Source organism: Siphonobacter sp. BAB-5405 (assembly GCF_002872335.1).
Lineage (GTDB): Bacteria > Bacteroidota > Bacteroidia > Cytophagales > Spirosomataceae > Siphonobacter.
On record NZ_NJAG01000022.1, the window covers coordinates 110,234 to 125,227 of the forward strand.

A 14,994-nucleotide genomic window follows, 5' to 3' on the forward strand; every position below is an offset into this window, starting at 1 on the left:
TTAGTCCGTTATACGAAACCAATACACCTATAATCCGGCATCGTCCGTTATTACTTTTTTCTCACTCCATCTCATGCGTTATTCATCGCTTCAACCCCTAGCCCTAGGCTTACTGTTGACAGCCGGAGGTTTTTATGGTTGTAAAACCAGTCAGAAACCAGCCCAGACCACCCAGGCTGCGGCTCCCGCTACTACCTCTGCCTCTGCACCGGTCGGTGTCGAAAAGCCTAAACCTCGCATTCTGGTTTTCTCCAAGACGGCGGCTTTTTATCACACCTCCATTCCAAGCGGTATTGCGGCCCTGCAAAAGTTAGGGCAGGAGAATGGCTTCGAAGTCGACACGACGAAAAATGCCACTCTGTTTACGGAAGACAACCTGAAAAAGTATCAGGCTGTCATCTTCCTGAGCACCACGGGCAACGTACTCGATCCTGATCAGCAAGTCGCTTTTGAGCGATACATTCAGGCGGGCGGCGGTTACGTGGGCATCCACGCCGCAACGGACACCGAATACAACTGGCCCTGGTACAACAAGCTGGCCGGAGCGTACTTCGCCAGTCACCCGCGTCAGCAGAATGCAGGTATTGATGTACTCGACAAAAAGCACCCTTCGACGAGCTTCCTGCCCGATCGTTGGGAGCGTTACGACGAGTTATACAACTTCAAGAATATCAATCCAGACGTGAAGGTTCTGATGAATCTGGATGAGGATAGCTACGAAGGCGGCACGAATGGCAGCAATCACCCCTTTGCCTGGTACCACGATTACGACGGTGGACGGGCATTTTATACGGCGGGTGGCCATACCAACGAAAGCTTCAGCGAACCGCTGTTTCTGAAACATTTGCTCGGCGGCATTCAGTACGCCATGGGCGATGGAAAGCTGGACTTCGCGAAAGCGTATTCTGTGAAAACCCCCGAGGAAAATCGCTTCGTCAAGACGGTACTTTCCAACGATTTGAACGAACCCATGGAGCTGGCGGTAGCTCCCGATGGACGCGTATTTTTTGTGGAACGGGCGGGTAAGTTTTACCAATACGATCCAAAAACGCAGCAAACCCGTCTGGTCTACGACTTCCCGGTGAAGGCGGTGGAAAAGTATCTGAATGGTCTGCTGGGGATGACGATTGATCCCAACTTCAAGCAAAACCACTACCTGTACTTCTTTTATACCATTCAGGATGGTGAACAAACCAAGCAACGCATTGCTCGCTTTGTGATGGGCGATGATGGCGTATTGGACGTAGCTTCCGAAAAACCCATTATTGAATTCCCGATTGATCTGGAAGTAAGTGCCCACACGGGTGGTTCGATGGCCTGGGATGCCAAAGGCAATCTGTTCATTTCAACGGGTGACAATACCGTACCGTTTGAGTCCAGCGGTTTTGCTCCGATTGATCAGCGACCGAATCGCCTGACGTTCGACGCCGAACGATCGGCCGGTAACCCGAACGACTTACGTGGTAAAATCCTTCGCATTCACGTAGAGGCCGATGGTTCGTACACGATTCCCGAGGGCAACCTGTTTGCGAAAGGTACGCCCGGTACGCGTCCGGAAATTTACGTGATGGGTTGCCGTAACCCGTACCGGATCTCCGTTGATCCGCTGACGGGTTACGTATACTGGGGTGAAATCGGTCCGGATTCCGGCGTGGATGGTCCCCAAGGCCCTCGCGGCTACGATGAGTTCAATCAGGCCAAGAAACCCGGTAACTTCGGCTGGCCGTATTTCGTAGGTGATAACAAACCTTACAAGGAGTATAACTTCGAAACGAAGGCCGTTGGTAAAGAATTTGATGTCAACGGACCGACCAACAATTCGCCCTACAACACGGGAGCGAAAACCTTACCTCCGGCTCAGAAAGCCATGATCTGGTATCCGTACAACCGTTCGGCAGAGTTTCCTGAACTCGGTGAAAGTGGACGTTGTGCGATGGGTGGACCGGTTTACCATTTCGATCCGAACCTGGCTTCGGACGTAAAATTGCCTGCCTATTACGACAAGGCCGTTTTCTTCTACGATTGGATGCGGAACTGGGTATTTGCGGTTCGTCTGGACGAAAATTATAACTACAAACGACTGGAAGCATTCATGCCAACGCGGGGAGATTTCCGCCGTCCGGTAGACATGGAAATGGGGCCCGAAGGAGCGATTTACATGCTGGAGTACGGATCCGTATACGGAATCGATAACGAAGATGCCCGTCTGGTGAAAATTGAGTACAACGCCGGTAACCGGGCTCCGGTTGCTAAGATTACGGCGAAGGATACAATTGGACTGGCTCCGTTAAAAGTGGCCTTCAGCAGTGCGAAAAGCTACGATTTCGACGAAGAAGACAAGCTTACCTACGAATGGCAGTTTGAGGGCAAATCGGTAGCTTCTCGGGAAGCCAACCCAACGCATATTTTTGAAAAAGACGGGATTTATCAGACCGTCCTGAAAGTAACCGATCCGACGGGTTTGAGCAGTTACGATACGCTGGAAGTAAAGGTTGGAAACACGCTGCCGCAGGTTGCTATTGCGACGCCGGGCGGAAACAGCAGCTTCTTCTTCCCCACGCAAACGCCCCTCAAGTATGAGGTGAATGTGAAGGACAACGAAGACAAAGTTATTGATAAGAAAAAAGTGAAAGTATCGCTCAACTACATCCCGAAAGTAGCGGGCGGTAACGAATCTCAAATGGGTCACCAGCAGATTACGGGTACGTTTAACCTGGGTAAATCACTCATGGAAGGAAGCGACTGCAAAGCTTGTCACCAGATTAACAAGAAGTCAGTAGGTCCAGCCTTTATGGAAGTTTCCAAGCGGTACCGGGGTGATAAAGGTGCCCTGACCCGACTGGCAAACAAAGTCATTACGGGTGGCGGTGGCGTATGGGGCGAGCATGCCATGAACGCCCACCCGCAGCTGGCCCGCGAAGAAGCTACGGAAATTGTGAAGTACGTACTGTCGCTGTCGAATCAGCAACCCGACGTGCGTTTACCGGAAAAGGGTACCGCAACGTTGAAAGAACACGTAGGCAAGCCCCAGGAAGGTCGCTACATTCTAACGGCTTCGTATACCGACAAAGGAGGCTCTATCAAGCCGCTGACGTCGAGTGAAACGCTGGTACTGCGGCCGAACCGGGTAGATGCGACTGGCGTGGATATGGTCAGCAACATCAACCGTCAGGGTAAGCGACTGGGTTCGATTCATAACCGCTCGTATTTCGTACTGAAGAATATCGATCTGACGGGAATCAAGCAACTGACCTACCGCTATGCCTCCAAGGATAAAGATGCCATGATTGAAGTACACGTGGATTCGCCCAAAGGACAGGTGATCAGCACGCTCAATTACAAGGCCACGGGGAACTGGAATACCTTCCAGGAAGTCGTAAGTCCCATTCTGAATCCGGGTGGTAAACACGATCTGTACTTTGTATTTGTGAAGAAAGACAAACCGAACGATAATCTGTTCTCGCTGGACTGGGTGGAGTTTGGAAAATAAGGACATAACCAAAGGTTGAGAAACCTGGTTATAAGATAGATCGAGCCTATAGTTCCGGGTAGGAACTATAGGCTCGATTTGCATACGGGGATGCATGGGTCCGTTTTAGGGCTGGAATGCACGTACTTTTTCCTCCTCCGATACCGTACGCTTCGGCTGATAAATCCCACCAATCACCCGTTCAATCCACCGCATCGGTACCACCTTTGGTAACCAGGCACCCACCCGGTTAATGAAACCCGGAATTACTTCGGCCTTTCCGGCAAACAACGCCCGAACCGCAAGCTCTGCTACTGCCTGAGGGGTCATATGGACCTTTGTTGCCGTTTTTTTAAGCGATTCACCCATTCGGGCCCGATCCACAAAGCCCGTATCCGTGCTGCCTGGACTAAGCATCGTAACCTGTACCGAAGAACCTCGTAGTTCATGACGTAAACCCCGGGTGAACGAAAGAATGAACGCTTTGGATGCGGCGTATACCGTTAAGTACGGAACCGTCTGATAAGCCGTGGTGCTACAGACATTCAGCAGATACGCCTTTGGTTGTTTTTTCAGAAGCGGTAAGAACGCATGGGTAATTTCCATTACTGCCCGAATGTTGACATTCACAACATCCAGTTGCTCCTGAATCGATAACTCTTCAAAACTTCCGTTAAGGCCAAAGCCCGCATTGTTCACCAGGATTTCCAGGTTAGAACCCACCTGTTGCTGCCAGACACGAAGCACCCGCAGAAAACCGGGCAGGGCCAAATCCAGCGTTAATACGTGGATGTTTACTCCATAGGTTTTTCGTAACGCCTCAGCGGTTCGGTACAGTTTTTCTTCCTGCTGATCTACCAGTAGTAAATCGTAGTGCCGCTGAGCCAGCTGCTCGGCGATGGCTCGCCCAATCCCCTGAGCGGCTCCGGTAATCAATGCGTAGGGCATAGTTTCTTTTCCTAAGAATGTCGAACGGAAAGCAGTCCTCCGGTGGGGAGGACGGTTGAAACTAACTCAGAAAACGAGCGAGGCCGGGTTGCCAGTTCTTCCATAAAGATCCACCCGGAAACGTAGGTTTAGGGAATTTCAGACTTCCCAGCGTATGGTAAAAAGGCGTAGGACTTTCGGCGTGTTTGGGGCTGTAGGCTCCGGTAATGATGGGAATGTACATCACACGGCGGCGACTCCGCTCGCCGATGAACGGTGACTGCTGAACACGGTGCCAGAGCCGGCCGTCGTGGATGGTTAAATCACCGGCTTCGATGTCAAAGCCGACTTCTTTGGGGTCGGGTTGGTTGTCGATGAAGTATTTTTTGCGAAACAGGAGCTTCCAGATGCTTTGCTCATGCGTACCAGCCAGTACTCGCAAGCCTCCGTTGGATTGCGGGCAGTCGTCAAGGTGCAGGCCTACATTCAGCATAGGCTGGATGCGGGTTCCGAGAAACAAATCCCGTGGGCTGTCGGTATGCCAGCCTAGTTGTTTGAACTGGCTCGTGGGTGTATTGACGTAGTGGTTGACGACTAAACCGTCTTTCTCATGTTCGCCGATACGGCCCTGGTAGGGGCCCAGTAATTCCAGCAGAAGTTGCAGGCGGGGATCTTTTAGAAAATCACCCAGGGTCTGACTGTAATGGGAAGTAAAGGCCAGCCGTTGAATCATCCGTTCGCCGCGTTCGTTTTCACCAAATTTCAGGGGTATCCCATTGACCTTTTCCGTCTGGGTTTTCAGCAAATGATGCTCGACGCGGTTGACTTCCCGAATAAATTCCTGAACGGTAGCCCGATCAATGAACTGCTTGAACTGAATGATTCCGTAGTGTTGAAAATAGCGACGCTGCTCGTCGGTAAGGGCGTTATTGAAAACGAATGTCTGATGCATGAGTCCTTGCTTTTGTGTGGAATAAGAGACAATACATTCCTGACTCCTTCGGGGTGAAAGAGTGGGTATGAAGATTAGAAAGCAGGCTTACTTACAACACAAAGAGGAGCGGAGGCGGAGGTTAATGAAAACCAGTTCGTAGTTCGCTAACATAACGGGGCCTTTGATTGAATTACTGAGTCAAAGGAAAAGCAAGAATTGGATAAAGTCAATAGTATACTTAATATATATATTTAGTAGAGTAATAAAAAATTTTAAGGGCCTGATTGTCAGAGGATCATGTCCTTGGATTTTTTTCAACAGGCTTAAAGCTTTAGGTTATTGTATAGAAAACTGCTTCCAGAAGAATCATTTGTCTTCAAAAGTTTTCATAAAACGATTAGATCAAGTGCTGAAGCAGGGAACTATATAGAGCCTTCAGCCTCATTACTTTTAGCAGGCGTAGTTCTCCCTTCATTTTTGGTAAAACTCCATTTTCGATACGGGTTGCACATCCTATAGGAGCGTTAAGGCTGATTCTTATCCTTTTCCGCTTTCTTCTATGAAAAACTGAGTTGAAACCGCCAACTTGCTACTTTTCTTGGTAACGATAACCTTTTAAACATTTCAGTAATGATACGCTCTTGTCTGCTTGGTCTGATGGGCCTGTCGATGCTTACGGCAACGGCCCAGGAAGTGACCAAGGTAGCCGAACCCGTAGAGTGGGTGAATACGCTCATGGGCACCCAGTCCAAATACAGCCTGTCCACCGGAAATACGTATCCCGCCATTGCTCTGCCCTGGGGGATGAATTTCTGGATGCCACAAACCGGCAAAATGGGCGATGGCTGGGCCTATACCTACGATTCGGATAAAATTCGCGGCTTCAAGCAAACGCACCAGCCGAGTCCCTGGATCAATGATTACGGTCAGTTTGCCATCATGCCTACGACGGGTAAGCTGCGTTTCGATCAGGACGAGCGGGCGAGCTGGTTTTCGCATAAGTCAGAGGTTGCTAAGCCCTATTATTATAAAGTCTACTTGGCAGACCACGACGTAACGACTGAAATTGCTCCCACCGAACGGGCCGCCGCTTTACAGTTTACGTTCCCCAAAAGCGAAGAATCCCGCGTAGTGATTGACGCCCTTGACAAAGGTTCATACGTGAAAATTATTCCCGGTGAGAACAAGATCATCGGTTACACGACAAAGAACAGTGGTGGTGTACCCGCCAATTTCAAAAACTACTTCGTTATTCAATTCGACCGCCCCTTTGCCAATACGGCCGTTTGGAGTGGTAAGAACGTAGTCAATAATCAGCTCGAAGTAAAAGATAATCACGTTGGAGCGGTGGTTGGTTTTATGACCAAAAAGGGTGAAAAAGTATACGCCCGCGTGGCTTCTTCGTTCATCAGTCCTGAACAAGCCGAACTGAACCTGAAAGAAATCGGTAAGGATGATTTCACGACGGTAAAGGAAAAAGCCCGCAAAATCTGGAATCAGGAAATGAGCCGACTAACTGTAGAAGGCGGATCCGTGGATCAAACGCGGACGTTCTATTCCTGTCTGTACCGTTCGATGCTGTTCCCCCGCAAGTTCTACGAACTTGATGCGTCGGGCAAAGTGATGCACTACAGTCCGTACAACGGTCAGGTATTGCCGGGTTACATGTTCACGGACAATGGTTTCTGGGATACCTTCCGAGCCCAGTTTCCTTTCTTTAACCTGATGTACCCGACGATGAACGGTCACATCATGGAAGGGCTGGCCAATGCCTACAAAGAAAGCGGCTTCCTGCCCGAGTGGGCCAGTCCCGGTCACCGCGACTGTATGATTGGCTCGAATTCCGCTTCACTCATTGCCGATGCGTACCTGAAAGGAGCCCGTGGTTTCGACATTAATACGCTGTACGAAGGGATCCTGAAAAATACTCAGAATGAAGGCCCGCTCAGCTCAGTAGGACGGAAGGGTGTGAAGTACTACAACGAATTAGGCTACGTTCCTTACGACGTAAAAATCAACGAAAATGCGGCCCGTACGCTCGAGTACGCCTACGACGACTTTACCATCTATCAGTTGGCGAAAGCCCTGAAACGTCCCCAGACCGAGATTGATCTGTTTGCCAAACGCAGTCAGAACTACCGGAACCTGTTTGATCCTGAAACCAAACTGATGCGGGGTAAAAACAAGGACGGTAAATTCCAGTCGCCGTTTAATCCCTTCAAATGGGGTGATGCCTTTACGGAAGGCAATAGCTGGCACTATACCTGGTCCGTCTTCCATGATGTACAGGGATTGGCCGATCTGATGGGCGGTAAGAAAGCGTTCGTCAATATGCTGGATTCCGTATTCGTGGTACCCCCGATTTTTGACGATTCGTATTACGGACAGGTGATCCACGAAATTCGCGAGATGCAGATTATGAACATGGGGAATTACGCTCACGGTAACCAGCCTATTCAGCACATGATTTACCTGTACAACTACGCGGGCGAACCCTGGAAAGCTCAGTACTGGCTCCGCGAAGTAATGGAACGCATGTACAAGCCTACGCCCGACGGATACTGCGGCGATGAAGACAACGGTCAGACATCGGCCTGGTACGTATTCTCTTCACTGGGCTTTTATCCCGTATGCCCCGGTACGGATCAATACGTGGTAGGAACGCCGCTGTTCAAGAAAGCAACGATTCAGTTGGAAAATGGCAAGAAAGTCCTGATTACGGCTCCGAATAACACGGACGAAACCCGATACATTCAGTCCTTGAACGTGAACGGAAAAGCGTACAGCAAAAACTGGCTGAGCCACGACGAACTCATGAAAGGGGCTACGCTGAACTTCCAGATGTCAACCAAACCGAACCAGAAACGCGGTACGGCGGATGCGGATGCTCCGTATTCGTTCTCGACGGCGAAGAAGTAGTGCTTCGTTGAAAGTATCTTACTACTACAATTGATTTTTAACCACAGCATTCCCTGCGTTTTCACCGGGTATGCTGTGGTTATTGTTTTAGAGAGGAGCTTGAAAAAGATTGAAACTTAAAATCCTTTCAAACCTGCTCCAACTAATCCTCCGCCTTCTCCCGGCCATCCGCCATCCGGACGATTTTCGGGGAAAACTTCGCCAGTACTTCTACTAATTCCGACTGAGCCGCCATCACCTGTTCCAGGTTTTTGTAGGCCATAGGAGCCTCATCAAGGTCACCGCCCAAGAGCGTAACGCCCGCCATTTCCAGAGCTTTCTGTACGTCTTTTTTCTGAATCGTCTGGAATGCTTTCGTACGGGACATGAGTCGTCCGGCCCCGTGCGAAGCCGAGTTCAACGATTCCGGAAATCCCTTGCCTCGTACTACGTAACCCGGTTGCGTCATCGAACCCGGAATAATACCCAGGTCGTTTAGACCCGCGGGCGTAGCTCCCTTACGGTGTACGATCACCTCCCGACCATTGGCCAGTTTTTCCTTCCAGGCGAAGTTGTGGTGGTTTTCCACCATGACCAGCGGCGATTGGTTCAGAGCTTTAGCTATCTTGTTATGAATCTCGTGGTGATTGGCCGAAGCATAATCCCCTGCCAGATTCATGGCAATCCAGTATTCCTGTCCTTCCTCCGAATCCAGATCCAGCCAGGCCAGGTGTTGGGCTTCTTTAGGTAACTTGGTTTTCTGCATCGCCAGTTTCGAGTAATAGTTAGCGATGTTGCCCCCAAATCCACGCGAACCCGAGTGCGACAGCAGGGCCAGATACCAGCCCGCCGGTAAGAGGTCGTCAGACAATACCTCCAGTTCGCCCCATTCCACGAAGTGATTGCCGGTACCCGAGGTACCCAACTGTCGGTACGCTTTATCGCGTAATTCCCGAATAGGTTTGGTCGCGTTCCATTCCGGACGTTCAAACAGCGTATCGTCAAACTTCTTCCGCGATTCCGAGCCCATTCCAAAGTGCGTATGGTCACCCAGCAGTGTTTTCAGGACTTTCGGCTGGTTTTGTATCATACTAGCCGGTAGATCTAATACACTCAGGCACATCCGGCAGGCAATATCTACCCCAACAGCGTAGGGAATCACCGTATTTGCCGTTGTTGCCAGTACGCCACCAATGGGCAAACCGTAACCCTGGTGAGCATCGGGCATTAAGGCTCCCGCCTGAGCAATGGGCAGTTGCATCGCCGTCTGCATCTGGTTGAGGGCACCCTGCTCGATTTGACTGGCCCCGTAAATGTGATAGGGCAGAGGCTCGTCCCGTAGGATAAACTCCCGGGTGGTTTGTCCCGGCAGAGCGGGAAGTTCGTATACGGGTGTACGGGCGGCTTCAGCGGTAATCAGGCCCTGAGCGTATTCCGTCAGTGGAATCGCCGTACCTGCATCGACCAGCTTCTTGACGGCTACGCCCAGATTAGTCAGTTTATTTCGGGAAAACGCAAACTTCTTTGGATTCTCCAGCAGTTGAGCCAGCAGGGTCAGTACTTTATCTCTGGAATAAACGCCGTTCGAAATCAAGCCGTTGCCAACGCGAAGAAACTGCTTTTGCAGCTCCTCCTGAGTAATCCCCAGGGCTTGTAAATCGGCCTGGGTTAAGAGAGTTTCCATGGTTGTAAGGATTGGTGGAAAATAAAAAAGCCCGGAACACGCGGTTCCGGGCTATATAGGGATACTTAGGCCTAAGTCATCCGTTGAGTTGCTAGCTCATTCGCCCGGAACCGTCACGATCCTTCCGTCCAAAATCTGGGGCCAGACTTTGACGTTGGGACATTTCGAAACGGTATGCTTGAGCGATTTTTTGCATTGCGGAGGCAAAGATTGCTGTTTTTTTACATTTCCAAAAAACTCAGTTTTAATTTTTTGTGAAGACTTCTGATCGCCGTATGTTCTTGCTAACCAAGGTTTACTTTTGAAGATCAGCCTTTAATTTATGGGGTGTGGAATTTTCAGGAGCAGCCATCCGGAAACTATTGGTTTTCGCGGCCAGTCCATCGCCATCTTTAATAATACGCCCCGAACCCACCGGAATAAGCACATCATTAGGGTCCGTTTTGGCTTTCATGATCAGGGCAGTTTGTAGATTTTTAATACCTTTATCCGTTAATTCACCCGAAAAAATCCGGATTTGCGTAGCCGTATACGGATCTTCGTCGCCGTCCTCTGAGTGGCTAACGATTTCAGAAAAGAGCGTAAACTTGTTCACCGAACCCGCCAGAAAAGCCCCTTGCCCCGAGCCATTCGTACTGCCTTTCAAATCAACTTTTACGCTTAGATTTTCCTGATCCTGGTTTGAAAACCGGATTTTCAGGTCTTCAAATTCGTACCCGGTTTCGTAGGAATCCTCCTCCCCGTACGGACTTACCAATTCGTGCGGGGAGGAAAGGTAAATTCCTTCAATAACGGGAGGGGTGGTACCCTCGTTGAGATTCAGGCCCCGACTTCGAAGCTCATCGATCATTTCCTTTGAAACCAGATTCTGGATGTTTTCGGAGAAACCCTTGCCGACTTCCTCTTCTTTTTTACAGCTTAGCGTCAGACCGAGTAGGGCAGCGATTACGGCGTAATGCAGTTTTTTCATGATAAAACGGAAATTAAGGATTGAAGGTTGAACTGAACGATTAGTCGCACAATCGAAGGCAAGGGAAACAGGAGGGCGTAATTTTTTGCGGAAAGAATTCGGTTGAGTCCATATCCAATGATCCGGTACTGAAGACGTTAATGAAATGTTAAGGTTCAAAAGCCTGACGGATTCCGTGTTACTTTTGTCCTATGTCTAGTCGTACGCTTCGCATATTCACCCTGTTATCCGTGCTCCTGTTGCTCGGACTGGCTCTGGTGCAGTTTTACTGGTTTCGGAAGGCGTATCAGTTGGAAGACCGTGACTTTGACCAGCGGGTGACGACAGCTTTACGCGTGGTGTGTCGCCGGATGATTGACTACAACAATCGGCCGAATGCTCTGCCGATTCGCCCAGTGGAACGGGTAACGGCTAACTATTACACCGTACAGATCAACGATCAGATGGACCCTTCCGCTCTGGAGGTCTTTCTGCGACAGGAGTTTTCCCGGCACGATCTGAAAGCCAACTTTGAATACGGCATCTACGACTGCGAACAAAGCCAGATTCAGTATGGCGGATTTGTGTGCCATACCCCCAATTGCGACGCTACGAAAGCGGCTAAGTTTTCCTTTCCTAAAGTATCCGGTCAGAATTACTACTTCGGCGTTTACTTTCCCGAGAAGCGGGGATATGTACTGGATGAGCTTAAACTCTGGACGATTTCATCCATCGCCGTTCTGCTGGTTATTCTCTTTTTCAGTTATGCTTTATACGTTATTTTCAAACAGAAGAGACTATCGGAATTACAGACCGATTTTGTCAATAACCTGACGCACGAATTCAAAACGCCCCTTTCGACGATCTTGATTTCGACCGATGTATTGTCCCGGCCCAACCAGACCAGCGAGCGGCTGGCCAGTTACGCGGGCATTATTCGAAAGGAAGCACTGCGTTTGAAACAGCAGGTAGATACGGTGCTACAGACGGCTCAGAGTCAGCAACAAAGCCTGCATCTGGAAAGGGTAGAAGTTCACACCACCTTACACGAGTTACTGGAACGATTGGAACCCCGTATTCAGGCTGAACAGGGGACGCTTACTGTGGCTCTGGAAGCCACGCAAACGCAAATTCGGGTGGATGTGCTTCATTTTACCAATACCCTGCATAATTTGCTCGACAACGCGATTAAATACTCCGCTCCGGCTCCGGCATTGCTGATTCGTACCCGCAACGAAAAGCAACACCTGTACATTGAAATTGAAGACCAGGGGATTGGTATTCCCAAAGAATACCAGACCCGCCTGTTCGACAAATTCTTTCGCGTGCCTACCGGCAACGTACACAACGTCAAAGGCTTCGGCCTGGGTCTGTATTATGTAAAAACCATGACGGAAGCCATGGACGGGAAGGTACGGGTAGACAGCGAAGCCGGGCAGGGAAGTCGCTTTACTTTAATCTATCCGCTGATTGGATAGGGAATCAATGGCAGCAACGAATGGTACGGGTGTTACTGGTAGAAGATGATGAAACACTGGGCTTTGTGGTACAGGACAATCTGGTACAGGAAGGCTACGAAGTAGACCTGCAAACGGATGGCAAAGCCGGACTCGCAGCTTTTACGGCGGGTACGTACGACGTTTGCCTACTGGATGTCATGCTTCCCGAGCTGGATGGCTTTTCCCTGGCCGAACAGATTCGAGCCAGTGGGAGTCAGGTTCCCATTATTTTTCTGACGGCCCGTTCATTGAAAGAAGATCGCATTCGTGGGTTTAAACTGGGCGGTGATGATTACCTGACCAAGCCTTTCAGTATGGAAGAGCTGGTCTTACGAATGGAGGCTATTCTACGGCGGATGGAAGTGCGAACCCCCGAAAGCTACCTGCTGAACTTTGGGGCCTATCAGCTCGATACCCGAAACCGACGCCTGTCCTGCGGCGACTTTTCCATCAATCTGACCGCTCGCGAAACGGATTTACTGAAGATGCTGGCTGGACGAGCCAATGAAATTATTCCCCGGGATGAAATTCTGGTTCGGCTCTGGGGTAAGAGTGATTACTTCCTGGGTCGCAGTCTCGACGTTTTCGTGAGCCGCTTACGCAAATACCTGAGTCAGGATAAAACCCTACGCCTGGTAAGTGTGCACGGCGTAGGGTTTCGGCTGGAAGTTTAAGTATTAGCGATTCAACTTTCGCTTGATATTTCGCACCAGCCCTTCAATGGAATTTTTGTAATCGGTGAAAGGGCTCAATCCGGTGCGGCCTACCAGAGTGTCTCCTAAATAACGATTTTCTACAATCTGCCCCGTCAGAATATTGGTAGGTCTTCGCATATACATTTTATCGATGGCTACGTCCGACCAGATGGGCGAATAATAGATGCAGTCATTAAAGTAGTAGTGGGTAACCTGACTGTGGCGGGAAGCTCCTTCTCTTAAAATAGGTTCACCGCCGTGTAATAAGGTAGCCGCCCAAATAAGTGCCTGGCCTTTCTTTACTTTAAAAACTTCTTTTTTATGGCCGGTAGCAGCAATCAACTTATGGATAAACTTTTCATATTCTAAATATTGATCGTATTGATTCACGTCTTTAGAACCTTGTAAGCCTACATCCGCCATGTCATAATAGGGAAGTTTCTGGCTACCCGGATAGTAATGAAGCGGCCCGTTTGTTTCATCAATATCTTCTAAAGCTACCCAAACGCCACACATGAAACGTTCGGGTATGGAATGGAAATGAATGGCATCACTGTGCGTCTTTTGCTGAGATCCTACCCGAAAATTTAGGGTTTGAAAAGGGAAAGGCTCCCGACGATACAAGATTCGCAACATATCCAGAATCTTCGGACAGCCCGCTATATCTTTCACCAACGGTGTGATATTCCACGCATCCTGTAGGCGGGGAGAAGTATAGTGCGGTTGCAGTAATTCAATGATGCGATCAAAGGTGCTTTCAGGTAAATCTGTATCCAGAATAAGATAGCCCTTTTCGGCGAAATGCCTGACCTGTGCTTTTGTTGTTTCGTCCAGATTCGATTGCTCAAGATCCAATTCAAAAAAAGGAGAATCAATCCAGGGAAGATTCATTGGGTAAACTTCTTGATTCATAGAGAGTGATATTAAGGTGTAGGTATTTAAATGGACTGGTCAATTCGGTTCATCAGGGGTACACTGGCAGGAAATTCAAACTTGCGGGCAAACAATAATTCAGATTGAATCAACGCTTCGAAATCACGCTCATCCAGTGGATGTCCGTACTTTTCAAGGGGTCGATTCCAATGTGTATAAGTTAGGTTTGTATTACTAATGGGGTCAATTAAATCAGCCGGAGCATTAACTAGGATAGTTTGGTAAAATGCCTCGTCTGGACATAAAGCATAGGAAAAGTATTTTTCCATAGCCGGATTTTTTTTACAAAAATCAATCAGATAAAGGCAGGTTTTACGAGTTAAGCGAACCCAATTTGAGCCAAAATAGAGAGGATAGCCTAAGGGATTGCTATTCGGTAATGGAAATTGACCGCTGGCTTTTAAAACAGTATCTTTTACTCGGTTTAGTAAGGTCTGCCCATCGCTTGGATATTTGATAATTAACTTCTTCGTTAAAAAAAGTAATAGCGATTGTACCGGCTCAGGTGCTGTTGTAAGTGCGGTTGTTCGAAAGAATAGTAACTCAGAAAATTCGTTTCCGGGTGTTCAAACCAGAATTTCCTCAGCATGTCATTGCTAACTAATGGGTAGTCCTGAGCACTTAACAAGACAATTCGATGCGTTTCAGGATTTGTCTCAAGCCATTGCTTAATACCAGCCAAATTTGACTTTATAAAGGCATAAGAGCCCCATTGACTGACATAACGCTCCTGAACAAAATTAACATTGGGAAAACTGGATACGGCTTTTTCAAAAGCAGTACGATCAACACTTTTATCAATCGAAATTAAAAAATTACAGTAATCAGCTTGTAATCGTTCAACGAGGCGTTTGAGTTGTTCAGGGTTTTTATGGGCAAATATCAAGTACGTACAGCTAGACGTAGCCATTGCGGAATAAATAGGAAGTGTGGATTCGGGAGCTAAGTTAGGGATAAGTTTAAAAACACCAAGCGATACATCAYTGAGTTCTGAATTGTTCAAATT

Annotated in this window: 11 protein-coding genes; 4 read left to right on the plus strand and 7 right to left on the minus strand. The window is 48.8% G+C overall.

Annotated elements, in window-relative coordinates; all coding sequences use genetic code 11:
* Positions 1 to 73: 73 nt before the first annotated feature.
* The gene (locus tag BWI97_RS17070; protein WP_102202023.1) at positions 74 to 3,490 is read left to right on the plus strand and encodes a ThuA domain-containing protein; all 3,417 of its coding nucleotides are present in this window, start codon (positions 74 to 76) and stop codon (positions 3,488 to 3,490) included.
* 105 nt (positions 3,491 to 3,595) lie between these two features.
* Here the strand turns inward: BWI97_RS17070 and BWI97_RS17075 are convergent, their stop codons facing one another.
* Positions 3,596 to 4,417: an SDR family oxidoreductase gene (locus tag BWI97_RS17075; RefSeq protein ID WP_102202025.1), complete on the minus strand. Its 822-nt coding sequence runs from the start codon at positions 4,415 to 4,417 to the stop codon at positions 3,596 to 3,598.
* A 61-nt stretch (positions 4,418 to 4,478) separates the two neighbouring features.
* Positions 4,479 to 5,348: a phytanoyl-CoA dioxygenase family protein gene (locus BWI97_RS17080; RefSeq protein ID WP_102202026.1), complete on the minus strand. Its 870-nt coding sequence runs from the start codon at positions 5,346 to 5,348 to the stop codon at positions 4,479 to 4,481.
* 639 nt (positions 5,349 to 5,987) lie between these two features.
* Between BWI97_RS17080 and BWI97_RS17085 the strand changes: the two genes are divergently transcribed.
* On the plus strand, positions 5,988 to 8,249 hold the full coding sequence (locus BWI97_RS17085) for a GH92 family glycosyl hydrolase (RefSeq protein WP_369826601.1): 2,262 nt from the start codon (positions 5,988 to 5,990) through the stop codon (positions 8,247 to 8,249).
* 142 nt (positions 8,250 to 8,391) lie between these two features.
* Here BWI97_RS17085 and BWI97_RS17090 read toward each other — a convergent pair whose 3' ends face one another.
* Positions 8,392 to 9,912, minus strand: a complete 1,521-nt coding sequence (locus BWI97_RS17090; protein ID WP_102202028.1) for an RtcB family protein — start codon at positions 9,910 to 9,912, stop codon at positions 8,392 to 8,394.
* Between the two features lie 295 nt (positions 9,913 to 10,207).
* Complete coding sequence (locus BWI97_RS17095; protein WP_102202029.1) at positions 10,208 to 10,882, minus strand: hypothetical protein; 675 nt, start codon at positions 10,880 to 10,882, stop codon at positions 10,208 to 10,210.
* A 191-nt stretch (positions 10,883 to 11,073) separates the two neighbouring features.
* Between BWI97_RS17095 and BWI97_RS17100 the strand changes: the two genes are divergently transcribed.
* Both BWI97_RS17100 and BWI97_RS17105 read left to right on the plus strand, forming a co-directional pair.
* Positions 11,074 to 12,339 (plus strand): sensor histidine kinase KdpD, encoded by a 1,266-nt coding sequence (locus tag BWI97_RS17100; RefSeq protein ID WP_102202030.1) that lies wholly within the window; start codon positions 11,074 to 11,076, stop codon positions 12,337 to 12,339.
* A 20-nt stretch (positions 12,340 to 12,359) separates the two neighbouring features.
* Positions 12,360 to 13,034 (plus strand): response regulator transcription factor, encoded by a 675-nt coding sequence (locus BWI97_RS17105; protein ID WP_102202032.1) that lies wholly within the window; start codon positions 12,360 to 12,362, stop codon positions 13,032 to 13,034.
* A 3-nt stretch (positions 13,035 to 13,037) separates the two neighbouring features.
* On the opposite strand, the gene BWI97_RS17110 is transcribed toward BWI97_RS17105, so the two are convergent.
* From BWI97_RS17110 to BWI97_RS28930, 3 genes are all read right to left on the minus strand, one after another.
* The gene (locus tag BWI97_RS17110; protein ID WP_094815132.1) at positions 13,038 to 13,967 is read right to left on the minus strand and encodes a phytanoyl-CoA dioxygenase family protein; all 930 of its coding nucleotides are present in this window, start codon (positions 13,965 to 13,967) and stop codon (positions 13,038 to 13,040) included.
* Positions 13,968 to 13,993: 26 nt separating this feature from the next.
* Positions 13,994 to 14,449 (minus strand): beta-1,6-N-acetylglucosaminyltransferase, encoded by a 456-nt coding sequence (locus BWI97_RS28925; RefSeq protein WP_102202034.1) that lies wholly within the window; start codon positions 14,447 to 14,449, stop codon positions 13,994 to 13,996.
* 11 nt (positions 14,450 to 14,460) lie between these two features.
* Positions 14,461 to 14,994: beta-1,6-N-acetylglucosaminyltransferase (locus BWI97_RS28930; RefSeq protein ID WP_255403093.1), on the minus strand; the 534-nt coding region annotated here is incomplete at its 5' end.